At 63.3% G+C, this 24,314-nt stretch carries 16 protein-coding genes, 2 tRNA genes and 3 rRNA genes; 10 read left to right on the top strand and 11 right to left on the bottom strand.

From position 1 onward, the window contains the following. Positions 1-99: 99 nt before the first annotated feature. The 7 genes from WS92_RS16755 to WS92_RS16715 all read right to left on the bottom strand — a co-directional run bounded on the left by WS92_RS16755 (position 100) and on the right by WS92_RS16715 (position 9,634). Positions 100-1,950, bottom strand: coding sequence for a M24 family metallopeptidase (locus WS92_RS16755; RefSeq protein WP_015601382.1), 1,851 nt, complete (start codon positions 1,948-1,950; stop codon positions 100-102). A 491-nt stretch (positions 1,951-2,441) separates the two neighbouring features. After that, complete coding sequence (locus WS92_RS16750; RefSeq protein WP_059932782.1) at positions 2,442-3,656, bottom strand: M24 family metallopeptidase; 1,215 nt, start codon at positions 3,654-3,656, stop codon at positions 2,442-2,444. A gap of 621 nt (positions 3,657-4,277) precedes the next feature. Then, a 5S ribosomal RNA gene (gene rrf, locus WS92_RS16740) occupies positions 4,278-4,390 on the bottom strand. Positions 4,391-4,573: 183 nt separating this feature from the next. Next, positions 4,574-7,453, bottom strand: a 23S ribosomal RNA gene (locus tag WS92_RS16730). Positions 7,454-7,848: 395 nt separating this feature from the next. Beyond that, a tRNA-Ala gene (locus tag WS92_RS16725) sits at positions 7,849-7,924 on the bottom strand. 38 nt (positions 7,925-7,962) lie between these two features. Continuing rightward, positions 7,963-8,039 (bottom strand) — tRNA-Ile (locus tag WS92_RS16720). 64 nt (positions 8,040-8,103) lie between these two features. Continuing rightward, positions 8,104-9,634 (bottom strand): 16S ribosomal RNA (locus WS92_RS16715). Together the 16S, 23S and 5S rRNA genes with 2 tRNA genes alongside form the textbook arrangement of a ribosomal RNA operon. Positions 9,635-10,246: 612 nt before the next feature. Between WS92_RS16715 and WS92_RS16705 the strand changes: the two genes are divergently transcribed. The 4 genes from WS92_RS16705 (at position 10,247) to WS92_RS16690 (ending at position 14,040) form a co-directional block, all read left to right on the top strand. Further along, positions 10,247-11,464, top strand: a complete 1,218-nt coding sequence (locus WS92_RS16705) for a DUF2863 family protein (RefSeq protein WP_006025136.1) — start codon at positions 10,247-10,249, stop codon at positions 11,462-11,464. A gap of 202 nt (positions 11,465-11,666) precedes the next feature. Next, complete coding sequence (locus tag WS92_RS16700) at positions 11,667-12,506, top strand: response regulator transcription factor (RefSeq protein WP_059934748.1); 840 nt, start codon at positions 11,667-11,669, stop codon at positions 12,504-12,506. Positions 12,507-12,572: 66 nt separating this feature from the next. Beyond that, positions 12,573-13,247: an energy-coupling factor ABC transporter permease gene (locus WS92_RS16695; protein ID WP_015600792.1), complete on the top strand. Its 675-nt coding sequence runs from the start codon at positions 12,573-12,575 to the stop codon at positions 13,245-13,247. A gap of 169 nt (positions 13,248-13,416) precedes the next feature. Continuing rightward, entirely contained in the window at positions 13,417-14,040 is a 624-nt protein-coding gene (locus WS92_RS16690; RefSeq protein WP_059934747.1) for a BspC domain-containing protein, read from the top strand. A gap of 224 nt (positions 14,041-14,264) precedes the next feature. Here the strand turns inward: WS92_RS16690 and WS92_RS16685 are convergent, their stop codons facing one another. Together WS92_RS16685 and yaaA are read right to left on the bottom strand one after the other, a co-directional pair. Further along, on the bottom strand, positions 14,265-15,419 hold the full coding sequence (locus WS92_RS16685) for a M14 family metallopeptidase (protein WP_059934746.1): 1,155 nt from the start codon (positions 15,417-15,419) through the stop codon (positions 14,265-14,267). A gap of 58 nt (positions 15,420-15,477) precedes the next feature. Next, the gene (gene yaaA / locus WS92_RS16680) at positions 15,478-16,260 is read right to left on the bottom strand and encodes a peroxide stress protein YaaA (protein ID WP_059934745.1); all 783 of its coding nucleotides are present in this window, start codon (positions 16,258-16,260) and stop codon (positions 15,478-15,480) included. 57 nt (positions 16,261-16,317) lie between these two features. On the opposite strand from yaaA, the gene WS92_RS16675 reads away from it, so the two are divergent. Both WS92_RS16675 and WS92_RS16670 read left to right on the top strand, forming a co-directional pair. Continuing rightward, positions 16,318-16,908: a PIN domain-containing protein gene (locus WS92_RS16675; protein ID WP_059934744.1), complete on the top strand. Its 591-nt coding sequence runs from the start codon at positions 16,318-16,320 to the stop codon at positions 16,906-16,908. 38 nt (positions 16,909-16,946) lie between these two features. Beyond that, entirely contained in the window at positions 16,947-18,119 is a 1,173-nt protein-coding gene (locus WS92_RS16670; RefSeq protein ID WP_015601606.1) for a pyridoxal phosphate-dependent aminotransferase, read from the top strand. 44 nt (positions 18,120-18,163) lie between these two features. Here WS92_RS16670 and WS92_RS16665 read toward each other — a convergent pair whose 3' ends face one another. After that, positions 18,164-18,820, bottom strand: coding sequence for a glutathione S-transferase (locus tag WS92_RS16665; RefSeq protein WP_059934753.1), 657 nt, complete (start codon positions 18,818-18,820; stop codon positions 18,164-18,166). Between the two features lie 253 nt (positions 18,821-19,073). Here WS92_RS16665 and WS92_RS16660 point away from each other — a divergent pair, with 253 nt between their 5' ends. From WS92_RS16660 to WS92_RS16645, 4 genes are read left to right on the top strand one after another with little or no spacing between them, the layout of a single operon-like run. Beyond that, complete coding sequence (locus WS92_RS16660) at positions 19,074-19,865, top strand: oxepin-CoA hydrolase, alternative type (protein ID WP_015602198.1); 792 nt, start codon at positions 19,074-19,076, stop codon at positions 19,863-19,865. Positions 19,866-19,874: 9 nt separating this feature from the next. After that, positions 19,875-20,588, top strand: coding sequence for a histidine phosphatase family protein (locus tag WS92_RS16655; protein WP_006025126.1), 714 nt, complete (start codon positions 19,875-19,877; stop codon positions 20,586-20,588). Between the two features lie 27 nt (positions 20,589-20,615). Continuing rightward, a complete protein-coding gene (locus WS92_RS16650; RefSeq protein WP_059934743.1) occupies positions 20,616-21,722 on the top strand; it encodes a phosphotransferase in 1,107 nt (368 codons plus the stop codon). Between the two features lie 45 nt (positions 21,723-21,767). Next, on the top strand, positions 21,768-22,994 hold the full coding sequence (locus WS92_RS16645; protein WP_059934742.1) for an acyl-CoA dehydrogenase family protein: 1,227 nt from the start codon (positions 21,768-21,770) through the stop codon (positions 22,992-22,994). 48 nt (positions 22,995-23,042) lie between these two features. Here the strand turns inward: WS92_RS16645 and WS92_RS16640 are convergent, their stop codons facing one another. Further along, positions 23,043-24,302, bottom strand: coding sequence for a right-handed parallel beta-helix repeat-containing protein (locus tag WS92_RS16640; RefSeq protein ID WP_015600582.1), 1,260 nt, complete (start codon positions 24,300-24,302; stop codon positions 23,043-23,045). Between the last annotated feature and the right edge of the window lie 12 nt (positions 24,303-24,314).

Here is a 24,314-nt window from a genome sequence, read left to right as displayed (position 1 = left end):
TCTGCTCGTCGATCGCTCGAAAAAGAACGCTGCCGAGCAATTGTTCGGCAGCGTTCTTTTCGCCATGCGGCGCGCACCCGGCCGCGCACAGGTTTGTCGCTACAGCAGCGGACAATCCGTCACGTGCGTCCCTCGCTCGACGCACAACCGCTCGTAGTCACGCAGATAAGCGCGCTCGTCGTCGGTGAGCAGATCGACATCGACAAGATCCCAGTCGTAGCCGACGGTCACGAGGTTCTCGAACTCCATCATGCCCGGCTCCCGTTCGCTCGGGTGGATCACGACGATGTTCTCGATGCGCACGCCGCCCTTGCCCGGCAAATAGATGCCCGGCTCCACCGAAATCACGGCGTTCGGCACGAGGCCATATTGGGCGCCCAGGTTGAACCGCACGCCGCCTTCGTGCACGTGAATACCGATCCCGTGCCCGGTGCCGTGGTTGTAGTCGTAGCCGTGCTCGCGGCAGACGCCGCGCACGGCGGCGTCGACGTCCGCGCCCGTCGCCGCTTCCGGAAAGCGCGTAACGAGCCCCTTGATGCACGCCTTCAGCGCGACCGTGTAGATCTCGCGCTGCCACGGCTGCGGCCGCGTATCGGCGCGCGTGCGGCGCAACACGACGCGCGTGCAGTCGGTCGCGAAACCGCCGTCGAAGTAAGCGCCGCTATCGAGCAGCACCAGTTCGCCTTCAGTCAGATCGACGTCAGGGCTCACCGCCGTATAGTGCGCGGACGCGCTGTTCGCCCCGTTCGCCGCGACCGTCGTGAAGCTCAGCGCCACGGCCGAACGCGCGGCGTATGCGTCGCTGATCACGTGCGCGAGATCGTATTCGGAGTGCCGCTTGCCAGGCTCGCCCGTCTTCGCCCAGCGCATCGCCTCGGCAATCGCCTCGGAACTGCGCGCGAACGCGTCGCGGAACTGGCCGAGCACCTCCGGCGTCTTGCTCACGCGCATTGCTTCCACCGGGTTGTAGTCGACATGACGGGCGTCGGGCCATACGCTGCGCACCGTGTCGGGTAGCGCGCAGTTGACCGCCTGGAAACCGTAGCATATGTGCTCGACGTCGAATTGCGCGAGAAAGTGCTCGAGCGCGGCGGCGTCGTTGCGGATCACGTGCAGCGCCGGATACGAGTCGATCTGTACCGGACAGCGATCGAAGCCCTCCGGCAGGAACAGCGCGACCGCTTCGCCGACGACGAACAGAAAGCCGACATGCGACGAGGCATACGGCAGATGGTAGCCACGACTGTTCAACAGATAGCTCAGATCGTCCGCTGCGCAGGTCACGAACGCGACCTTCGCGCGCGGTCCGCCGAGATGCTCGCCAATCCGCTTGTTCAGCGTCGCGATGTTCTCCGCGATGCCGACGCCCGTCACCGATCGCGGCAACTCGAAGATCGGTCGCTCGACGCGCCAGCCTGGCAGCGCGATCGCCTTGTCGATCTCGCGGCCGGCGAGGCTCGACCATTGCAACCCGGCGCGCTCCGTTTGCGCAAACAGGCACGCGCGCTGAGCGACGCTCATGCGCGGCGCATCGTAGCCGACGCGGCCGATGTCGGCCGCATGGGTCGCGAGCCAGTCTCCAATCGCCGGCCACATCGCAACGTTGAGCCCCAGTTTCTCGACGCGCACGAGTGCCGGATCGCACTGATTCTCCGCCTGCAGATGGTAGCGGCCGTCGACGAACAACACGAATTGCGGCGTGCCGATCCGCTTCGCGGCCGCCACGCTCAGAAACACGCCGGAGCCGACCGACCCGTCGAATCCGGACAACGCGTAGCGCGGATTATTGCAGCGCGGCAACCATTCCGAGATGTACTCGTCCTGCGACGTGATCACGAGCGCGTCGAGTTGCAACGCGTCGATCAGGCGCGAGAGGCCCGCGTGCGTGTCGACAACCGATGCGTTGTATCGTGCGAGGTCGGTGAAACTGTATTTCAGTCGGTCAATCATCGGATGTCCAGATTGATGTCAATAAGCGCACGCAGCCGTTTGTTGGCGGCCGGCTGTAGAAAAAACTACCTTTCGCCCCAAATTGCGTCAAGCTTAAATTTTCGTCGCGCTTAAACAAATGCAACCTTCAGTCAGAACGGACGATCGACGTCGGCATGCGCCCATGTTTCGCCGATGTTTCGCCCATGTGCCGCGCGAATCCGCCCGTCACGCGTCTGCGGAGCCATGCGATGCGCGTCGCGCCCCGGAAACGCGATACCTGCCGTACAAGCCAGTTACCGTTGTGGGCATGGGCCGCTGCAGACGGTTAGCAGTTCGACGCTTCTCGTCGCCACGGCCTCTACGAAGCGCGCTCCCCGATCGATCCGCCGGTCGGCTGCATGACGCGGCGAGCGGGTCGGCATGCTCGTCACGGCGAGTGGCTGCCCGGCAAAGACATCGCGCGAGCGATATCGATACCGTCGGCACCTCACCTGCGGCGGCGCAGACGTTCAACCGAGCTCGAACGGATCGTCGATGCTTTTTGCCGGTTGCGTGAACCAGCGCGGACCGTCGGCCGTGATGTATACGTGATCCTCGTGACGAATTCCGAATTCGTTCGGAACGCAAAGCATCGGCTCGATACTGAAGCACATGCCCTCGTCGAGTACTGTTCGATCGCCTCCGACGAGATAGGGCCATTCGTGGATGTCGAGCCCGATTCCGTGGCCCGTTCGATGCGGTAGACCCGGCAGCGCATAATCCGGGCCATAGCCGACGGATTTCAGATAGTCGCGGACCGCGAGATCGCCCTCTTCAGCCGCCATGCCGGCCCTCACGCGTTCGAAGGCGACGCGTTGCGCCTGCTTCTCGTGCGCCCAGACTTCGCGCTGACGTGCGCTCGCCTCGCCGAACACATATGTGCGCGTGATGTCGGAGTGGTAGTCGTACAATTGGCAGCCCGTATCGATCAGTACCATGTCGTTGCGCTCGAGCCGCTTCGGATGCTTGACGCCATGAGGATACGCAGTATCGGGCCCAAACAGCACGATGCAGAATGTCGATCCGCGCCGCGCGCCCACCGCTCGATGTGCGGTGTCGGTGAAATCGAGCACCTCGTCGGCACTGATGCCCTCTCTCAAGATCGCGGCCACCGCTTGATGAACGCGCAGCGTCATGTCGTTCGCGCGCTGCATCAGCGCGAGCTCGGCTGCCGATTTGCGGATCCGGCACGCGCGCGTGATCTCCATTGCGCTGCGAATCCGCAGTGCCGACGCTCGTTCGCGAATGCCCTCATACATGAAATATGGCGCGGATTCGTCGAATCCGAGCGTGCCGGCACCGATCCCGAGACGCTCTACGACGTTCGCGAGTAGCCGATGCGGATCCTCGTCTTCGTTCCAGCAATGGATGTCGCCGGGAATCTGCATCATGCCTGTGAACGTGCCGCGTTCGAACGCCGGCAGGACGTATTGCAACGGTCCGGATGCGGGAATCAACGCCCCTGTCAGGCGTTCGCTGCGACGCCATGCGACGCCGGTGAAATACAGCAGGTTCGTCCCCGATTCGATATAAATCGCATCGATCCCTTGCTGTCTCATCGACGCTCGTGCCCGTTCGATTCGTGCTGTGTACTCAGCGGGCTGAATCGGCGCGACGCCATTCGCCATGTTCTCGAGTTTCGCCAGTTCCGCTGCGGGGGTCGATCCGCCGATGCCGATAGCCATGTCTCGTTTCCGATCGCATCAAGATTCGCAAAATGATCCGCGCCAGGAGCCAGCTACCGACACTACCCATGACCGAAACGTGCAGCCAACGGCATTTCGTTCCAAAGGGATGCGCGCGGGATCCGCTGGCATGGATTGACACAATCGGATCAAGTGCTTGGAAGAGCGTGCGGCTGTAATCGATTCGGCAGTCTGCTCAATGGCCATCTGGGTCGGGCACTCGACGCCGGTTCTTTGGTGACTGAGATGAATCTAGATCACATGAAAATTTCGGTCAAGCTTAAATTTAAGTATAGCGAAAATTTCTGCCATGACCGGGCGGACTGTAATCCTGTAGATGGGCAAGCAATCGCCCAAGGCGACAGAACCAGCGGCGGTCCGGAAGACGAGCACCCACCCCACCGAGGGGATCGGCGCCGGAATGAAGCGACGCGAGAGCGCCTCACGCGAAGGAATGGAGGAATGCCCGGTCGACATTCGCCGGCCTATGCTCGAATCCGGACGAACTCAAGGCTGGCGTGAGGAGTGATGAGAGAGCGCGGTGCGCGCGTTGTTTTTGTTGAGGCGGGGGGTAAAAGGCGAAACCCCCGCCTGTGAGGGGCGGGGGTTTCAAGAGGAGGAGCCTGACGATTACCTACTTTCACACGGGGATCCGCACTATCATCGGCGTGGAGTCGTTTCACGGTCCTGTTCGGGATGGGAAGGGGTGGGACCGACTCGCTATGGTCATCAGGCAAAGAGGGTTGTTGCGCTGCTTCGCAGCGCAACCAATCTTGGAAGAAGCAGTAATTTTGGGTTGTGAGGTTGTATCTCACACATATGCGGTACTTCAACCGCTGTACGTCGAGTGCCTTGCACTCGACGCTCGATATCCGTAAGCGCTGAAGCGCTAACGGCTATCGAGACAGACTTGTTATAGGATCAAGCCTTACGGGCAATTAGTATCGGTTAGCTGAACGCATTACTGCGCTTACACACCCGACCTATCAACGTCCTGGTCTCGAACGACCCTTCAAGGGGATCAAGTCCCCAGGGAAGTCTCATCTTAAGGCGAGTTTCCCGCTTAGATGCTTTCAGCGGTTATCTCTTCCGAACATAGCTACCCGGCGATGCGACTGGCGTCACAACCGGTACACCAGAGGTTCGTCCACTCCGGTCCTCTCGTACTAGGAGCAGCCCCCTTCAAACTTCCAACGCCCACGGCAGATAGGGACCAAACTGTCTCACGACGTTTTAAACCCAGCTCACGTACCTCTTTAAATGGCGAACAGCCATACCCTTGGGACCGGCTACAGCCCCAGGATGAGATGAGCCGACATCGAGGTGCCAAACACCGCCGTCGATATGAACTCTTGGGCGGTATCAGCCTGTTATCCCCAGAGTACCTTTTATCCGTTGAGCGATGGCCCTTCCATACAGAACCACCGGATCACTATGACCTGCTTTCGCACCTGCTCGACTTGTCGGTCTCGCAGTTAAGCACGCTTATGCCATTGCACTATCAGCACGATTTCCGACCGTACCTAGCGTACCTTCGTACTCCTCCGTTACGCTTTGGGAGGAGACCGCCCCAGTCAAACTGCCTACCATGCACTGTCCCCGACCCGGATCACGGGCCAAGGTTAGAACCTCAAACAAACCAGGGTGGTATTTCAAGGACGGCTCCACCGAAACTAGCGTTCCGGTTTCATAGCCTCCCACCTATCCTACACAGATCGGTTCAAAGTCCAATGCAAAGCTACAGTAAAGGTTCATGGGGTCTTTCCGTCTAGCCGCGGGTAGATTGCATCATCACAAACACTTCAACTTCGCTGAGTCTCGGGAGGAGACAGTGTGGCCATCGTTACGCCATTCGTGCAGGTCGGAACTTACCCGACAAGGAATTTCGCTACCTTAGGACCGTTATAGTTACGGCCGCCGTTTACCGGGACTTCAATCAAGAGCTTGCACCCCATCATTTAATCTTCCGGCACCGGGCAGGCGTCACACCCTATACGTCCACTTTCGTGTTTGCAGAGTGCTGTGTTTTTATTAAACAGTCGCAGCCACCAGTTTATTGCAACCCCTTCACCCTCTGCGCGCAGGCGCATCAAGCTACCAGGGCGTACCTTATCCCGAAGTTACGGTACCAATTTGCCGAGTTCCTTCTCCCGAGTTCTCTCAAGCGCCTTAGAATACTCATCTCGCCCACCTGTGTCGGTTTGCGGTACGGTCATCGTTAGACTGAAGCTTAGAGGCTTTTCTTGGAACCACTTCCAATTGCTTCGCTCCCGAAGGAGCTCGCGCCACACCCTTGAATCCTGCGCCCGGATTTGCCTAAGCGCCTTCTCCAATGCAGCGACCGGGACTTCCAACACCCGGACAACCTTCCGCGATCCGTCCCCCCATCGCATCTAACGACGGTGCAGGAATATTGACCTGCTTCCCATCAGCTACGCATTTCTGCCTCGCCTTAGGGGCCGACTCACCCTACGCCGATGAACGTTGCGTAGGAAACCTTGGGCTTACGGCGAGGGGGCCTTTCACCCCCTTTATCGCTACTCATGTCAGCATTCGCACTTCCGATACCTCCAGCACACCTTACAGTGCACCTTCGCAGGCTTACGGAACGCTCTCCTACCATGCGTGCAAGCACGCATCCGCAGCTTCGGTATATGGCTTAGCCCCGTTACATCTTCCGCGCAGGACGACTCGATCAGTGAGCTATTACGCTTTCTTTAAAGGGTGGCTGCTTCTAAGCCAACCTCCTGACTGTTTTAGCCTTCCCACTTCGTTTCCCACTTAGCCATATTTGGGGACCTTAGCTGGCGGTCTGGGTTGTTTCCCTCTTGACACCGGACGTTAGCACCCGATGTCTGTCTCCCGTGATTGCACTCTTCGGTATTCGGAGTTTGCTATGGCGGGGTAATCTGCAATAGACCCCCCAACCATGACAGTGCTCTACCCCCGAAGGTGAGACACGAGGCACTACCTAAATAGTTTTCGGAGAGAACCAGCTATTTCCAGGTTTGTTTAGCCTTTCACCCCTATCCACAGCTCATCCCCTAACTTTTCAACGTTAGTGGGTTCGGACCTCCAGTACGTGTTACCGCACCTTCATCCTGGCCATGGATAGATCACCTGGTTTCGGGTCTACGCCCAGCAACTGAACGCCCTATTCGGACTCGCTTTCGCTACGCCTGCCCTATTCGGTTAAGCTTGCTACTGAACGTAAGTCGCTGACCCATTATACAAAAGGTACGCCGTCACCCCCGAAGAGGCTCCGACTGTTTGTATGCATGCGGTTTCAGGATCTATTTCACTCCCCTCCCGGGGTTCTTTTCGCCTTTCCCTCACGGTACTGGTTCACTATCGGTCGATCACGAGTATTTAGCCTTGGAGGATGGTCCCCCCATCTTCAGACAGGATTTCACGTGTCCCGCCCTACTTGTCGTACACCTAGTTCTTTCATACTGTTTTCGCCTACAGGGCTATCACCTGCTATGGCCGCACTTTCCAGAGCGTTCGGCTAACAATACAAATAAAGAGTACAGGCTCTTCCCATTTCGCTCGCCACTACTTTGGGAATCTCGGTTGATTTCTTTTCCTGCGGTTACTTAGATGTTTCAGTTCACCGCGTTCGCCTCACATGACCTATGTATTCAGTCATGGATACTCCAAAAGGAGTGGGTTTCCCCATTCGGACATCTACGGATCAAAGCTCGTTTGCCAGCTCCCCGTAGCTTTTCGCAGGCTACCGCGTCCTTCATCGCCTGTGATCGCCAAGGCATCCACCACATGCACTTGTTCGCTTGACCCTATAACGAGTCTGTCTCATGTCGGCCATCGTTAGCGCTTTAGCACTTACGATGGCCCCATCCCCGAATGGGGATGACAGCCGCTACAGGTTGAGTTCTCGCGTTGTGCCGTATTCCAATTTGATGTCGACCAGTGTTAGCGCTTTAGCGCTTACTCTGGTCCCACTCCCGTAGGGAGCCGAACATGAAGTTCGAATCATCTTGAGATACATCGATACAATCACAACCCGGATAACTTCCACGTCCATCTCAAAGACGCTTCCGCTATCCAAATTACTTACTTCTTCCAGATTGTTAAAGAACGACAGCCGATACAGTTGCCTGCATCACTCTGACTGGCTCAATCGCCAAGGACAAAGATTCGACTCAAGTCGAACGCTTGCCATTGAAGATTGTGGTGGAGGCAGACGGGATCGAACCGACGACCCCCTGCTTGCAAAGCAGGTGCTCTCCCAGCTGAGCTATGCCCCCCGTACAGAGACACTCAGGTTCCCTTCTCGCCAGACAATTGGTGGGTCTGGTTGGATTCGAACCAACGACCCCCGCCTTATCAAGACGGTGCTCTAACCGACTGAGCTACAGACCCCTGAGTCTGTCCTGATTTACAGCCGATAAGCGTGAGCGCTCAACTTCGCGGATTTAAGCTCGAGAAAGGAGGTGATCCAGCCGCACCTTCCGATACGGCTACCTTGTTACGACTTCACCCCAGTCATGAATCCTACCGTGGTGACCGTCCTCCTTGCGGTTAGACTAGCCACTTCTGGTAAAACCCACTCCCATGGTGTGACGGGCGGTGTGTACAAGACCCGGGAACGTATTCACCGCGGCATGCTGATCCGCGATTACTAGCGATTCCAGCTTCATGCACTCGAGTTGCAGAGTGCAATCCGGACTACGATCGGTTTTCTGGGATTGGCTCCCCCTCGCGGGTTGGCGACCCTCTGTTCCGACCATTGTATGACGTGTGAAGCCCTACCCATAAGGGCCATGAGGACTTGACGTCATCCCCACCTTCCTCCGGTTTGTCACCGGCAGTCTCCTTAGAGTGCTCTTGCGTAGCAACTAAGGACAAGGGTTGCGCTCGTTGCGGGACTTAACCCAACATCTCACGACACGAGCTGACGACAGCCATGCAGCACCTGTGCGCCGGTTCTCTTTCGAGCACTCCCGCCTCTCAGCAGGATTCCGACCATGTCAAGGGTAGGTAAGGTTTTTCGCGTTGCATCGAATTAATCCACATCATCCACCGCTTGTGCGGGTCCCCGTCAATTCCTTTGAGTTTTAATCTTGCGACCGTACTCCCCAGGCGGTCAACTTCACGCGTTAGCTACGTTACTAAGGAAATGAATCCCCAACAACTAGTTGACATCGTTTAGGGCGTGGACTACCAGGGTATCTAATCCTGTTTGCTCCCCACGCTTTCGTGCATGAGCGTCAGTATTGGCCCAGGGGGCTGCCTTCGCCATCGGTATTCCTCCACATCTCTACGCATTTCACTGCTACACGTGGAATTCTACCCCCCTCTGCCATACTCTAGCCCGCCAGTCACCAATGCAGTTCCCAGGTTGAGCCCGGGGATTTCACATCGGTCTTAGCGAACCGCCTGCGCACGCTTTACGCCCAGTAATTCCGATTAACGCTCGCACCCTACGTATTACCGCGGCTGCTGGCACGTAGTTAGCCGGTGCTTATTCTTCCGGTACCGTCATCCACCCCGGTTATTCGCCAGAATGATTTCTTTCCGGACAAAAGTGCTTTACAACCCGAAGGCCTTCTTCACACACGCGGCATTGCTGGATCAGGCTTGCGCCCATTGTCCAAAATTCCCCACTGCTGCCTCCCGTAGGAGTCTGGGCCGTGTCTCAGTCCCAGTGTGGCTGGTCGTCCTCTCAGACCAGCTACTGATCGTCGCCTTGGTAGGCCTTTACCCCACCAACTAGCTAATCAGCCATCGGCCAACCCTATAGCGCGAGGCCCGAAGGTCCCCCGCTTTCATCCTTAGATCGTATGCGGTATTAATCCGGCTTTCGCCGGGCTATCCCCCACTACAGGACATGTTCCGATGTATTACTCACCCGTTCGCCACTCGCCGCCAGACCGAAGTCCGCGCTGCCGTTCGACTTGCATGTGTAAGGCATGCCGCCAGCGTTCAATCTGAGCCAGGATCAAACTCTTCAGTTCAATGCCTGTTACTGTTTTCGGTTGTTTCCAACCGGTCGCTCACTCAAAGCTGACAGGTCGTGAATTGCTTCACAAACCTGACTTACTTTAGTGTGAGACTCTTGATACTTTTGCTCGCGATCCGAAGATCGTCCGCCACATCAAGCGCCCACACTTATCGGCTGTTCATTGTTAAAGAGCACATCTGCGAGAAGATTTCACTACTTGCCACCGTCTTCTCAGCAGCGCTGCGTTGTCAGCAGCAGAGAAATGAAATTATGATCACTTATTCGCAGCGCGTCAACAACTTTTTTACCTCCGCGCCACCGAAACCGCGTCATCGCCGTCTCGCGCTCCCGTTCGTCCTCGCGGTCGACCGGACTGCCCGAGCTCAAGACTTCCCACTCCCCCCTTCGCGCCGCGTTCGCCGCAGCGCGAAAGAGGCGTGATTTTAGGCATAAGCTTCGTACCCCGCAAGAGGGTTTCGAAAATTTTTTTGCTCCCCTATATATTCACACTTCGAACGCGCTCGCCTATCTTCCATAAGGAAGACTGCCGGAAGGTCGGCAAACCGCTGAACAAACGCGGAACGGACTAAAATGACAGGTTCCTCGCATCCAACCATGTCAATCTATGCGCCAGCGAACCGCTAAACGCCTCCCCCCCGATGCCGACAAACTGGTCGGTCTGTCGCTCGCGCTGTTTGCGTCCGGCAGCCGCGTCGAAGATCGCTTCTGGGAAGCCAAGCTCGACGCCTTGCTCGCAAAGATCGTCCGCAACGGCAACCAGACCACGCTCGACGCCGCGCTCGATCATCTCCAGCAGAATCACCCGGACGCCTACGGCGCTCTCGCCGACATGGCCGAGACGCACAGCGAGTCCCTGTCCGTCGAGCATGACGGCAAGCCGTACGAAGCGCTCCTCGTCGCGATCCCCGTGCTCGCGTGGACCCGGTACATGATTCCGTCCGGCGCGCTCAAGACCGAGATCGCCGACGTGTTGCGCACCCATTTGCAAGCGCACGTGCTCGCGCAAGGCACGCTCGTCGCGATGGCGCCCTTTCTCTACAGCATCGATCAACTGCCGCGCCATCACGTCGAAACTTACCGCCTCGCGCAACAGCTCGCGCACGCGGCGCTCGGCAACCATCCGGTCAAGCTCAACTACGGCGACCTGCCCGAGACGTCGCCTATCCTGGCTGATCCGCGCTTCCTGCTCGCCGTCGTCGCCGCGCCCGCCGGCGCCCCGCTCTTCCGCTGGCAGGAAGAAGAGCACGGCTCGCGCATCGAGCGCGGCCAATGCCTCGAGCAGTGGGCCGCACAGGGCGGCGTCAACTTGTCCGCCGCGCTCCCCGGCTGCGAATTCGAGTGCCTGCTGCCCGACGCGTACTACTCCGCGTGCCGCGACGCCGACGAGCGAATCCGTCCGCACACCGTGCGCACCGCGATCCGCTATCTGTTCGACACGATCGGCGCCGCGCCGCAGGAGTTGAGAGCTGTGATCGCGGGCTTCGGCGAGCGGCGGATCGACGAATATCGCGTCGCCTTCACTCGCCGCGGCAACAACGACGTCATCTACGGGGTCGTCTGGCCGCTCTACGGCCGCGAGAACGGCGAGGCATCGATCGACGAGGCGACGCTCGAAGCCGAGGCCCCCGCCGACGGCCCGCTCGAAGAGATCGCCTCGCTGCTGAAGGAAGCGGGAGTGACCGACATCCGCCGCCACGCCGGCCGCTTCGAACCCGAATATTGCGACGATTGCGGCGTCCCGTTGTACGCGGACCCGCTCGGCGAGATCGTCCATGCGGAGATGCCGGAGGACGCGACGCCCGCGCAGCCGCACTTCCACTAAAGCCTGCCCGGCGCCGCGCCGCCGGGCGCAAGCGCTCCGTCGAAGGCCGCTCCGAGCTCCCGCTCGGGCGGCCTTCGCGCTTTCGCTTGTCCGAATTTTTCTTATGACTTTCAGCTAGGCCGACATCCTGTAATGTCTTTGTCATTATTGCGGAGATGGCACTCGTCGTTTTCTCGATCAATCGGATAAGCGGAGGCATAACATGAGGTTTCTGGTGCTCAATTCGAACGCGGAGCGTCGCGACGGCTTGAAAACCCTGCTGCGTCAAATCGACCGACACGCCGGCTACAACGACGCCAAGGACTGGCGGCAGGCGCAACGGCTCATCAAGCTGCAAAGCTTCGACTTGATCGCGGTCGACTGGCAGGACATCAAGCGGCTCGGCGATCTGCGTGCGCTTTGCCAGGCTTGCGCGCCCACGCCCGTCGCCGCACTCACCGACGACGCCTCGCCCGAGCACGCGCAAGCGCTCTTCGACGCCGGCGTGCTCGGCGTCATTCCGCGTTCCACGCGCCCGCACCTCATCGTCCGCGCGCTCGAAATGGTGCTGCTCGGCGGACACTACGTGCCGCCGAGCGCGCTCAATCTCACCGAGCCGGCCGCGCGCGTTAGGGACGGCCGCGTCGAGGCGATCATCAGCCAGTTGCCGCGCAGAAAGCGCTCGCCGTGCAGTTTGCTGTCGCCGCGCCAGGCGCAAATCATGCGGTTCGTCCACATGGGCAGCACCAACAAGATGATCGCGCGCACGCTCGGCATCAGCGAAGGCACGGTCAAGATCCATCTGGCCAGCATCTTCCAGCAGTTGGGTGCGACAAATCGCGCCGCCGCGGTCGCGATCTACAACGGCTGGCTGCCGCCGCATCTCGAAGTGCTGCTGTCCGCACGCGAGACTTCGCCCAAACCCGTACACGGCGCGCCCGGCCCCGTGCCGCTGCGCCCGGCGAAAGCCCGCCACCCGTACCCGCTCGCAGCCGAAAACGAATCGTCTGCCCAGCCACTCATCGCAGCCGAACCGGACGCGCTGTTCAAGGCGAACGAATAGCCGGTAAAACCCGCGTAGAGGGTGAATCCATTCCCATCTTTTGTATTCAACGAGTAATATAAAAATATGGGTTTCCTCTACACGCCGCTTCCGTTCTGGGTTGCTGTCGGTGGCTGGATCGCCGCCGTGGGCCTGCTCGCCCTCGCGCTGTGGAAACGCCCGTTCGGCCGCCTGCAGGACGCGACGCTGCAACACGTGTGGCTCGCGCTCGTGACCACGATCACGGTGCTGTGGGCATCCAACGCTTGGCTCGACGACGGCCTCGTCATGCATCTCCTCGGCGCGACGCTGCTTGTCACGCTGTTCGACTGGACCCTCGCGCTCGTCGGGATGGCGGCCGTGATCGGCGTCGCGGCGATCGTGTTCGATGCGACGTGGCAAGGCGTCGGACTCACCTATCTCGTCTATGGCGCACTGCCCGTCGCCGTATCGACGCTGCTGCAACGCGCCGCGCTCGCATGGCTGCCGCACAACCTGCCCGCGCTCATCGTCGGCCAGGGCTTCGTGTCGCCTGCGATTGCGGTGGGCGTCGTCGCGGCGGCGGCGGCCGGCGTGCAGATCGCGCTCGCCGAGGGCACGCTCGTCGTCGTGCCGTCCGGCTATGCGCTGAACGCATTGCTGCTCGCCCTCGGCGAGGCGTGGTTCACCGGCATGGCGACCGCGCTGATCGCGGTCTACCGGCCCGCGTGGGTCACGACCTCCGACGTGCGCCGCTATCGTCTCGGCGGGCCGCGCGCGTGAGCGCGGCCGTCTGACCGCCTGATCGCCGGCGCGAACGCACGCGCACGCCCCGGCCATACGGGCAATCGCTCTACTGCGACGCCGAAAAATTACGCTAAGATGGAACCCTGCTCTTCATCGGGCATCTCATGTGCCTGGTGTCTCTATCGCGCTTATCTCATACCTCCAGATGGACAGCTTTCCCGCCTCGCATCGCCTGCTCGGCGCGCTCGGCAAGCTGACGGCCTGTGTCGCGGGCCTGTCGCTCACGTTCGCCGCGCCCGCGTCCGCCGACTTGCTCGATCAACGCACCGAACTCGTCAACAAGTACGTCAACGAAATGCATGCCGATCCGCTCGTCGCGGATTGCGCCGCGCACGGCAACTTCATCGCCAGCACGTCGAGCGCTTTCGATCACGTCGAGTTTCCCCCGAACGCATTCGACACCGGAAGCGCATCGATCACGCCCTGGAACGATTCGTTCGACGAAGGCAAGCAGCGCGTGAAGGTCGACAACATCGTGACCGTCGAGGGCCTCGGCGTGCGCGGCAGCGGCGGCGAGCCGGAGCATCTGAAATTCCGCTGCGGCTACGTCGGCACGCAAATGCTCGCGTTCAGTTGGAACGATCCGGTGCCGCCCGCGAAGCCGCGTGTCGAGCGCGCGACATCGTCGAAGAAGAAACTGCGCGCGCACTCGGGCAAAAGCAAGGTCAGCGCGAAAGCAACGGGCAAGAGCAGCAAGCGCGCGGCATCGACGAAAAAATCGAGCACGACGAAGAAAGCCGTGAAGAAACGCTCGGCGCGCAAGTCGTGACGCGTCCGGTCGGACGCCGGGGCGGACATCGGATCGAGCCGGCCTCGACGGACGCGGCCCACGCGTAGAACGCGCCGTCATCGGCCCATCTGCTCATCCGCATACCGACCCATCGGCCCATCGGCCGGATGCAAAAAAGCCGGAGCGCAACGATGCGGCTCCGGCTTTTTCATGCGCGCCCGATCCGCGCATCCGCCGCACCGGGGCGAGCGCTCAGGCGGCGCTCAAGCGAAAGCCCGCACGTGCTCGAGGATCGCGCCCAACATCGCCGCACCGAGCGACGCGCTGCGCGCGCCGTTCCAGCCGACGTGCTCGTCGGGCAGATTCGCGTTGTCCTTGAACGGCATCTCGAGCGTCAGCGACAAGCAGCCGAACCGGTGGCCAATGTACTTCGACGCGAGCTTGAGCGCATCTTCCCTGTACTTGCCGGGCGGATAGCCGCGCTCGTCCTGAAAATCAGGGCTCGCGCGCTTGAACGCCTCGATGAACGCGTGCTGCTCGACGCGCTGCCGCTCGGTGAAGCCCGGCAGCATCTCCGAGCCGGCCGCGAACACGTACGGCAGATCCTCGTCGCCGTGGATGTCGAAGAACAGATCGCAGCCGATCGCATGAATCGCGTCGCGCACGGCGAGCACTTCGGGGCTGCGCCCGGCGTCCGGCTCCATCCATTCGCGATTCAGGTTCGCGCCTGCCGCGTTCGTGCGCAGGTTGCCGTGCACGCTGCCGTCCGGATTCATGTTCGACACGATGTAGAACGTCGCGTGATCGTACAGCTTGCGCGCGACCGGATCGCCCGACCAGTCGCCCCAGCCGGCGAGCCGCTTCACGAGCCCTTCGACGAACCATTCCGCCATCGACTCGCCCGGATGCTGGCGCGCGATGATCCACACCTTCTTCTTCGCGACGCCCGCTTCGTCGGGCGTGCCGAGCACGACGAGCGACATCGGCCGCCCTTCGACCGTACGGCCCAGCTCGACAACGCTCGCTTGCGGCATCTGCTGGACCGCGCCGAGAAACTCCGAATGGCGCTCTTCGCTGTACGGCTCGAAATACGCGTAATGGATGCTGTCGAAATCGGGCGTATGGTCGATCGTCAGCACCTGGCCGTCGTAGGACGTCGGCACGCGGAACCAGTTGACCCGGTCGTAGCTCGCGACCGCGCGGTAGTCGCGCCAGCCCGCCGGATACGCGCAGTCGTTCGCGTTCTCGAACGTCATCACGCAACGCTCGCCGCGCGCGCCCGTCAGCCGGAAGTAGAACCACTGCGCGAACTCGGCGCGATTGTCGCCGCGCACGCGCAGCCGGATCGCGTCCGCGCGCTCGCACGACACCACGTCGATCGCGCCCGCGTCGAAATTGCTCGTAATCGAGAGAGTCATTGCATCTCCTGGTTGCGGCGGCCGCACCGGGCCGCCGGATATGCCGGTCGCCGTCCGCTCAAGCGCCGACACGGCGGCGAAACACGTAGGTATCGTCGTTCGACGCCGCTTCGTCGAACGCATAGCCTTCCGATGCGAAATCCTTCAGCGCGTCGGGCGAGCCGATCCGCCCTTCGACGACGTAGCGCGCCATCAGTCCGCGCGCGCGCTTCGCATGGAAGCTGATGATCCTGTAGCGGCCGTCCTTCCAGTCCTCGAACACCGGCGTGACGACGCGCGCGTCGAGCAGCTTCGGCTTCACCGACTTGAAGTACTCGGCCGACGCGCAATTGACGAGCACGCGCGAGGCGCCGCCGCGCGTCTTCAGCTCGGCGTTCAGCGCGTGCGTGATCCGCTCGCCCCAGAACGCGTACAGATCCTTGCCGCGCGCGTTCGCGAAACGCGTGCCCATTTCGAGCCGGTAAGGCTGCAGCAGGTCGAGCGGCCGCAGCAGCCCGTAGAGCCCCGACAGCACGCGAACGTGCCGCTGCGCGTAGTCGAGATCGTCGGACGACAGCGAGCGCGCGTCGAGGCCCTCGTAGACGTCGCCGTTGAATGCGAGCACCGCCTGCTTCGCGTTCACCGGCGTCGACGTGCGCGACCAGTCCGCGTAGCGCTGGAAATTCAGGCGCGCGAGCGGATCGGAAATGCTCATCAGCGTGCCGATCTGCTGCGGCGACAGCCGGCGCAGCTCGTCGATCAGCGCGGCCGCGTCGTCGGCGAACTGAGGCAGCGTGTGGTGGGAAACGTGGGGCGGGGTTTCGTAGTCGAGCGATTTCGCCGGAGAGAGAACGATTATCATAGAGGCTCGCCGGCACGCCGTGCCGTGCAGTCAGACGAAAACCACCGATTGTAACGAATGCCCAGTTCCGACGCTCCCCGCGCCGGTCGCCGCGTAGTGCTCGATTCGAACGTCTGGATCGACATCCTCGTGTTCGACGACCCCGACGCCCGCCCGATCCGCGATGCCCTCGAAACGGGCGCCATCACGGCGCTCATCGACGTCCGCTGCCTGGTCGAGCTCGAGCGCGTGCTCGACTACCCGCAGTTCAGGGCGCGCGCGGTCGACAAGGCCGCCGCGCTCGCAACGGTCGCGCGCCTGTCGGAGCGCGTCGCGGAGCCCGATCGCGGAAATGCGCTGAACGGAACGGACCTGCGGCATGCGCCGCCCGCGCAAGCGGGCCGCGCGGGCCCGCCGTCGCCCGCCGGCCCGGCCACGCCTTCGCCCGACGACGACGCGCCGCCGCGCCCGCTGCCGAAGTGCCGCGACCGCGACGACCAGAAATTCCTCGAACTCGCGTATGCGGCGCGCGCCGACTGGCTCGTATCGAAGGATCGCGCGCTGTTGAAGCTCACGCGCCGCACCGAGCGCGACTTCGGTTTCCGGATCGCGCAGCCCGCGCCGTTCGCCGCCAGTGCGCTCGCAGCCGGCGCATCCGAGCCGGCGTAAGCGACGCGCCCGCCCAACCCCTTTTCGCGCAAGCCACGATGAACGCACCGCACGACATGCCTACGACGCCCACTCTCCTCTCGCGCCTGCCCGACGTCGGCACGACGATTTTCACGGTCATGAGCGCGCTCGCCGCGGAAAACGGCGCGGTCAATCTCGGCCAGGGCTTTCCCGATTTCGACTGCGATCCGCGCATCGTCGACGCGGTCGCGCACGCGATGCGCGACGGCCACAACCAGTATCCGCCGATGGCGGGCGTCGCGCCGCTGCGCGAAGCGATCGCCGACAAGATCGAGCAGCTTTACGGCCGCCGCTACGATGCCGCCACCGAGATCACCGTGACGGCGGGCGCGACGCAGGCGCTCCTGACGGCGATCCTGTGCGCGGTGCATCCGGGCGACGAGGTGATCGTGATCGAGCCGACCTACGACAGCTATCTGCCGTCGATCGAGCTGGCGGGCGCGACGCCCGTGTTCGTCACGCTGAACGCGCCCGACTACGCGATTCCGTTCGACACGCTCGCCGCGGCGATCACGCCGAAAACGCGCGCGATCCTGATCAACACGCCGCACAACCCGACGGGCACCGTCTGGCGCGAGGCGGACATGCGCGCGCTCGAGGACATCGTGCGCGGCACCAATCTGCTGATCGTGTCCGACGAGGTCTACGAGCACATGGTCTACGACGGCGCGCGGCACGAGAGCGTCGCCCGCTACCCGGAGCTCGCCGCGCGCAGCATCGTCGTGTCGAGCTTCGGCAAGACCTTCCACGTGACGGGCTGGAAGGTCGGCTACGTCGCCGCGCCCGCGCCGCTCATGGCCGAGTTCCGCAAGGTGCACCAGTTCAACGTGTTCACGGTCAACACGCCGATGCAGTTCGGCCTCGCCGATTATCTGCGCGATCCCGAGCCGTATCTGACGCTGCCCGCGTTCTATCAGAAGAAGCGCGACTTCTTCCGCGCGGGGCTCGCGAACACGCGCTTCGAGTTGTTGCCTTGCGCGGGCACGTATTTCCAGTGCGTCGATTATTCGGCGATCAGCGATCTGCCGGAAGCGGAGTTCGCGAAATGGCTGACGACCGAAATCGGCGTCGCCGCGATTCCGGTGTCGGCGTTCTATCACGAGCCGCATGAATCGGGCGTCGTGCGCTTCTGCTTCGCGAAGCGCGAAGACACCCTCGCCACCGCGCTCGAACGGCTCGCGCGCCTGTAGTCCCGAGCAACGCGGCGCAGGCGCGGGGCATCACGCCCGCCGCATCAACCCTGCTGCGCGAGCCCCGCGATGAACGCCTTGCGCTCATCTCTCACGCGCTTCGCAGCCGGCCGCTCTTCCTCGATGCGCTTCACGTATGCCTTCCAGTCGATCCCGGCGTCGGCGATGAAATCGCGGCCGTAGATCGCCTTCGTCGCGAGCGCGACGATCGGCAGATGGACGAATGCGGCGATGTCGGCAATGCAGAACGTATCGCCGAGCACGTAGGGCGAGAACTTCGCGAGCCGCTTGAAACCGTCGAGCGCGCGCGGCATGCGCTTCTCGACGTGCGCCTTCGTGCCGTCGCTCACCTTGCCGCCGAAGAACGCCTCCGGAAACAGCTCGCGCACGTTCCATTCGAGATACAGTTCGAGCACCGTCGTGATCTCGCGCGCCTTCGCCGCGTCGAACGGGTCGGCCGGGAAAATGCGCTTGTCCGAATGGATCGCGGCAAGATATTCGACGATCGCCTGCGATTCGCAGAGCGAGCCGTGTTCGGTCAGCAGAAACGGCACCTTGCCGAGCGGCATGTCGGCAAGTAGCGCGGGATCGTCGATCGGAAGCTTGACAAGCGTTTCGTCGAACGGAATATCGTGCTCGAGCAGGACGAACTTGACCTTGTTGTAATAATTGGACAACGGTGAGCCACAGAGCCGCAGCATCAAAGTCTCCTTCTTCATGGGAAAAGGGCCGCGCGCGATGTGTCCCGCGCGTCGGTCGGCGTAACGCCGAAAAGCACGTTCATGCTAGTCTAAAGCAACTTCGCAGCGCGCCGCGACGTTTGCGTCGCGACGCGCTTCGCGCCTGGCTTCAAAATACGCCGGCCCAACCGGCCCCGGGACGATGTTCGATCGCGCGACGCACGGGCGCGACGCACCGCTGCCGACGCCTGTCGAATTCAAGGAGACTCACTGCATGAGCGCAGAACTGCTCGCGTCGCGCCCGCCGGAAAGCGAATCGACGCTCGTCCTCACGCTGTCCAACCCCGGCGCGCGCAACGCGCTGCATCCCGACATGTATGCCGCCGGCCTAGAAGCGCTGAACACGGCGGAACGCGATCCGTCGATCCGAGCAGTCGTGCTGACGGGCGCAGACCGCTTCTTCTGCGCGGGCGGCAACCTGAACCGGCTGCTCGACAATCGCGCGAAGGAGCCGTCCGTGCAGGCGGCGAGCATCGATCTGCTCGGCGAGTGGGTCACCGCGATCAACACGGTGACGAAGCCCGTGATCGCGGCGGTCGAAGGCGCGGCTGCGGGCGCGGGCTTCTCGCTCGCGCTCGCGTGCGACCTGCTCGTCGCCGCCGACGACGCGAAGTTCGTGATGTCGTATGCGCGCGTCGCGCTCACGCCCGACGGCGGCGGCTCGTGGTTCCTCGCGCGCGCGCTGCCCCGCGCGCTCGCGGCCGAGATCCTGTTCGAAGGCAAGCCGGCCGCCGCGACGCGGCTGCGCGAGCTCGGCGTCGTGAACCGGCTGACGAAGCCGGGCGCCGCGCGCGACGAGGCGATCGCCTGGGCCGACGAGATCGGCAGGATGTCGCCGAACGCGCTTGCGCGAATCAAATCGCTGATCGCCGACGCGCAGACGCAGCCGCTCGCCGCGCATCTCGCCGCCGAGCGCGATCACTTCGTCGCGTCGCTGCATCACGCGGACGCGCTCGAAGGCATCACCGCGTTCCTCGACAAGCGCGCCCCTGTCTACAAACGCTGACGCCCACCCATGTCCTATCAATTGCCGAAACGCCGCCGCATCTATCTGATGCGGCATGGCGACGTCACCTACTTCGACGCGAGCGGCCGCCCGTTCGACCAGGACGCCGTGCCGCTCAACGAGCGCGGCCGGATGCAGGCGGCCGCGGCCGGCCGCGTGTTCGCCGAACAGAACGTGCACTTCGACCGCGTGATCGCGAGCGGCCTGCCGCGCACGATCGAAACCGCGCAGCGCGTGCTCGCCGAGACCGGCCAGCCACTCGGCATCGACATCGAGCCCGCGTGGCGCGAAATTCGCGGCGGCTTCCTCGCCGACATTCCGCCCGAGGAGCAGGAAGCCGCGTTCCTGCGCGTGCTCGACGGCATCGTCGCCGAGCACACGCGCTTTCTCGGCGGCGAGACGATCGGCGAGCTGATCGACCGCGTGCTGCCGCCGCTCGCCGCGTTGCGCGCCGATCCGTCGTGGGACACGGTGCTGCTCGTGCTGCACGGCGGCGTGAACTGCGCGCTGCTGTCGCATGCGACGGTGCCCGGGCACCGGCTCTTCATCGGCACGCTGTCGCAGTCCGCGGGCTGCATCAACGCGCTCGACGTCGGCGAGCGCGACGACGACTGGGTCGTGCGGCTCGTCAATTATTCGCCGCCCGAAGCGCTGCACCGCGACGTCCGCAACACGACGATGGAAGTGCTGTATCACCAGTTCTTGCAAAGCGCGCGAGAGTAGGCGCGTCGCGCGGATCCGGAGGAGACGATGGCAGCCGGGCACGATCCGAAATCCAGGCAGACCGATTACGCCGCATTCGAAGGCACGCGCCCCGTCGGCGACGCGCAGCGCTTCGACGTGGACGCGCTCGCCGCGTGGCTCGCGAAGCATGTCGACGGCTTCGCCGGCCCGCTTGCCGTCGAGCAGTTCAAGGGCGGCCAGTCGAATCCGACGTTCAAGCTCGTCACGCCCGCGCACAGCTACGTGCTGCGCGCGAAGCCCGCGCCCGCGGCGAAGCTGCTGCTGTCCGCGCACGCGATCGAGCGCGAGTATCGCGTGATGGCCGCGCTCGCCGGCACCGACGTGCCCGTCGCGCCGATGCTCGCGCTTGGCGACGACGAATGCGTGATCGGCCGTGCGTTCTACGTGATGGCGTTCGTCGACGGCCGCGTGCTGTGGGATCCGTCGCTGCCCGGCATGACGCCCGCCGAGCGCGGCCGCCATTACGACGAGATGAACCGCGTGATCGCCGCGCTGCATTCGATCGATCCGCAGGCGGTCGGGCTCGCCGATTACGGCAAGTCCGGCAACTATCTCGCGCGCCAGATCGCGCGCTGGAGCAAGCAGTATCTCGCGTCGGAAACCGAGCCGATCGATGCGATGCATCGGCTGATCGACTGGCTGCCTCGGCATCTGCCGCCCGAGTCCGAGAACGGCGCGCGCGTGTCGATCGTGCACGGCGACTATCGGCTCGACAATCTGATATTCGATCCGCACGCGCCGCGCGTGCTCGCGGTGCTCGACTGGGAACTGTCGACGCTCGGCGATCCGCTCGCCGATTTCGCGTACCACTGCATGGCGTGGCACGTCGCGCCCGAAAGCTTTCGCGGCATCGCCGGGCTCGATCTGCGCGCGCTCGGGATTCCCGACGAAGCGCATTACGTCGCGCGCTACTGCGAGCGCACGGGCCTCACGATGCCCGACAACTGGCATTTCTATCTCGCATACAACATGTTCCGGATCGCCGCGATCCTGCAGGGCATCATGAAGCGCGTCGTCGACGGCACCGCATCGAGCGCGCAGGCGCTCGATGCCGGCCGGCGCGCGCGGCCGATGGCCGAGCTCGCGTGGCGCTACGCACGGCACGCGCGCTAGCCGCGCCCCCTCCTCTTACCGAACCGTCCGACCAGCGAGGCAGCCATGCATTTCGATTACGCCCCGAAAGTCGAAGCGTTGCGCGCCCGGCTCAACGCGTTCTTCGACGAGCACATCTATCCGAACGAGCGCGCGTTCTACGAAGAAATCGCGCGCAACCGGCGCGCCGGCAACGCATGGCGGCCGGTCGAGCTGATCGAGACACTGAAGGCGAAAGCGCGCGCCGCGGGCTTGTGGAACCTGTTCCTGCCCGATTCGGCGCGCGGCGCCGGCCTCACGAACCTCGAATACGCGCCGCTTTGCGAAATCATGGGCCGCGTGCCGTGGGCGCCGGAGGTCTTCAACTGCAATGCACCCGACACCGGCAACATGGAGACGCTCGAGCGCTACGGCACCGATGCGCACAAGGCGACGTGGCTCGAACCGCTGCTCGACGGCGCGATCCGCTCGGCGTTCCTGATGACGGAGCCCGAAGTCGCGTCGTCGGATGCGACGAACATCCGCACGAGCATCGAGCGCGACGGCGAGAACTACGTGATCAACGGCCATAAATGGTGGTCGTCGGGCGCGGGCGACCCGCGCTGCAAGCTCTACATCGTGATGGGCAAGACGGACCCGGACGCGCCCCGCCACGCGCAACAGTCGATGATTCTCGTGCCGTCGGACGCGCACGGCGTCACCGTGCACCGGCCGCTGAACGTATTCGGCTACGACGACGCGCCGCACGGCCACATGGAGATCACGCTCGAGGACGTGCGCGTGCCCGCGTCGAACCTGCTGCTCGGCGAAGGACGCGGCTTCGAGATCGCGCAGGGCCGGCTCGGGCCGGGCCGCATCCATCACTGCATGCGGCTCGTCGGGCTCGCGGAGCGCGCGCTCGAGCTGATGTGCCGGCGCGCGTCGGAGCGCATCGCGTTCGGCAAGCCGGTCGCCGCGCAGACGGTCACGCAGGAACGGATCGCCGAGGCGCGCTGCATGATCGAGCAGGCGCGCCTGCTCACGCTGAAGACCGCGTACATGATGGACACCGTCGGTAACAAGGGGGCGCGCGGCGAGATCGCGATGATCAAGGTGGTCGCGCCGAGCATGGCGTGCCAGGTGATCGACTGGGCGATCCAGGCGCACGGCGGCGGCGGCGTCAGCGACGACTTCCCGCTCGCCTATGCGTACGCGAGCGCGCGCACGCTGCGCTTCGCGGACGGGCCGGACGAGGTCCACCGCAACGCGATCGCGAAACTCGAGCTCGCGCGTCACGCGCCGCGACCGGCCTGACGCGCGCTTCGCGCAGCGCACTCGCGGGGGCCGTCACGCGCCGGCCCCTCAAGAGCCCGATGCGGCGGCGCCCGCCTTCGCCGCGGACGACGTCGGCGCATGCCGCAAGTACTCCCGCACCTGCGGCATGCGCGCGACGTTCGCCCCGGTGATCGTCAAGCCGTCCGTCGCCGAGCAGCCTGCCGGCGACGCCAGCGCGGCGCCGTCCAGCGTATTCGACGCGCACACGATCTGGCCCGCCGCGCAGCTCGGCGCCTGTTGCAGCGCGATCGGCGTGCCGCCGACCGACGCGAGCGCATTGCGCGACACGCGCAACTGGCAGACGTTGCCGAGCGCTCGCACGCCGGCGTACTGAACTCGGGCAATCCGGTTGTCGGTCACGGACACGCCGGCCGCCTTGCCCGACCAGGTATTGACGTCGATCGCGGCCATGTAGGTCGGCGAACGCGTGTTGTTCGGATCGGGCAATTCGATGTCCGACACCGTGTTGTTCGACACGATGACGTTCCGCGCGTCGTAAGTGTTCGCGCCGTCCTCCTGCCCCACGAGGATTCCGGCCGCCTTCTGCACGTTCCGCACCGTGTTGCCGGTGATCGTCACGTCCGCGCCGCCGACCACGGTCGCACCGCGCCCCCAGTAGTTGCCGAGCAGCGTGTTGTTCTGGATCAGCACGTTGCTGCTGAGCTTGCCGTCCCCCTTGTAGCTGACGACCGCGACCATGTCGTCACCGGTGTGCTGCACCGTGTTGTCGCGCACCAGCACGTTGCGCGAGCCGTATGTCGTATGGATGCCGTCGGCGAGCGTGTCCTGAACCGTGTTGCCGACGATGGCGACGTCCGCGCCGCCGAACACGAAGATGCCCGCGCTCGCGCCGCCGCGCACCTTGACGTCGAGAACCTGGACGCCCGCGCCCGTCACCTCCACCTTCGTCGATTCCGGCGTCGTGAGCCGCGTCGTGCCCGCGCCGACCAGCGCGACGCCGACGAGCGTCGAATTCTGGCCGCGCATCTCGATGGTCTGGTCGGCATCGTTCGTCGCGACGAGCGTCGCGCCATAGCCGGACACCACGACCTGCGGATTCTTCACGAGCAGCGAACGCCCGACGACGTACTGCCCCGGCGCGAGCACGAGGCGCTGGCCGGTCTGCAACGCATCGAGCGCCCCTTGCAGCGCATCGGCCTGATCGCTGCCGTTGCCCGCCGGATAGACGGTGACGTCGGCAGGCGTGGCCCATGCCTGCGCCATGCCGCCGGCGGCGAGCGCGCACGCGGCGGCGAATGCGGCGAAAACTGGCTGTGATCGGTTCATCGTCGTCCCCTT

This window comes from Burkholderia sp. MSMB1588 (assembly GCF_001546925.1).
GTDB classification, from domain to species: Bacteria; Pseudomonadota; Gammaproteobacteria; order Burkholderiales; family Burkholderiaceae; genus Burkholderia; species Burkholderia humptydooensis.
This window is presented reverse-complemented; position numbering and strand designations above follow the sequence as displayed.

What these genes read in the sequence shown, in the direction of transcription:
- WS92_RS16650 (WP_059934743.1), top strand. Translation starts at nt 20,616, where the DNA reads ATGGCAGCCGGGCACGATCCGAAATCCAGGCAGACCGATTACGCCGCA.
- WS92_RS16690 (WP_059934747.1), top strand. Translation starts at nt 13,417, where the DNA reads ATGGACAGCTTTCCCGCCTCGCATCGCCTGCTCGGCGCGCTCGGCAAG.
- WS92_RS16750 (WP_059932782.1), bottom strand. Translation starts at nt 3,656, where the DNA reads ATGGCTATCGGCATCGGCGGATCGACCCCCGCAGCGGAACTGGCGAAA.
- WS92_RS16755 (WP_015601382.1), bottom strand. Translation starts at nt 1,950, where the DNA reads ATGATTGACCGACTGAAATACAGTTTCACCGACCTCGCACGATACAAC.
- WS92_RS16645 (WP_059934742.1), top strand. Translation starts at nt 21,768, where the DNA reads ATGCATTTCGATTACGCCCCGAAAGTCGAAGCGTTGCGCGCCCGGCTC.
- yaaA (WP_059934745.1), bottom strand. Translation starts at nt 16,260, where the DNA reads ATGATAATCGTTCTCTCTCCGGCGAAATCGCTCGACTACGAAACCCCG.
- WS92_RS16640 (WP_015600582.1), bottom strand. Translation starts at nt 24,302, where the DNA reads ATGAACCGATCACAGCCAGTTTTCGCCGCATTCGCCGCCGCGTGCGCG.
- WS92_RS16685 (WP_059934746.1), bottom strand. Translation starts at nt 15,419, where the DNA reads ATGACTCTCTCGATTACGAGCAATTTCGACGCGGGCGCGATCGACGTG.
- WS92_RS16670 (WP_015601606.1), top strand. Translation starts at nt 16,947, where the DNA reads ATGAACGCACCGCACGACATGCCTACGACGCCCACTCTCCTCTCGCGC.
- WS92_RS16660 (WP_015602198.1), top strand. Translation starts at nt 19,074, where the DNA reads ATGAGCGCAGAACTGCTCGCGTCGCGCCCGCCGGAAAGCGAATCGACG.
- WS92_RS16700 (WP_059934748.1), top strand. Translation starts at nt 11,667, where the DNA reads ATGAGGTTTCTGGTGCTCAATTCGAACGCGGAGCGTCGCGACGGCTTG.
- WS92_RS16665 (WP_059934753.1), bottom strand. Translation starts at nt 18,820, where the DNA reads ATGCTGCGGCTCTGTGGCTCACCGTTGTCCAATTATTACAACAAGGTC.
- WS92_RS16655 (WP_006025126.1), top strand. Translation starts at nt 19,875, where the DNA reads ATGTCCTATCAATTGCCGAAACGCCGCCGCATCTATCTGATGCGGCAT.
- WS92_RS16705 (WP_006025136.1), top strand. Translation starts at nt 10,247, where the DNA reads ATGCGCCAGCGAACCGCTAAACGCCTCCCCCCCGATGCCGACAAACTG.
- WS92_RS16675 (WP_059934744.1), top strand. Translation starts at nt 16,318, where the DNA reads ATGCCCAGTTCCGACGCTCCCCGCGCCGGTCGCCGCGTAGTGCTCGAT.
- WS92_RS16695 (WP_015600792.1), top strand. Translation starts at nt 12,573, where the DNA reads ATGGGTTTCCTCTACACGCCGCTTCCGTTCTGGGTTGCTGTCGGTGGC.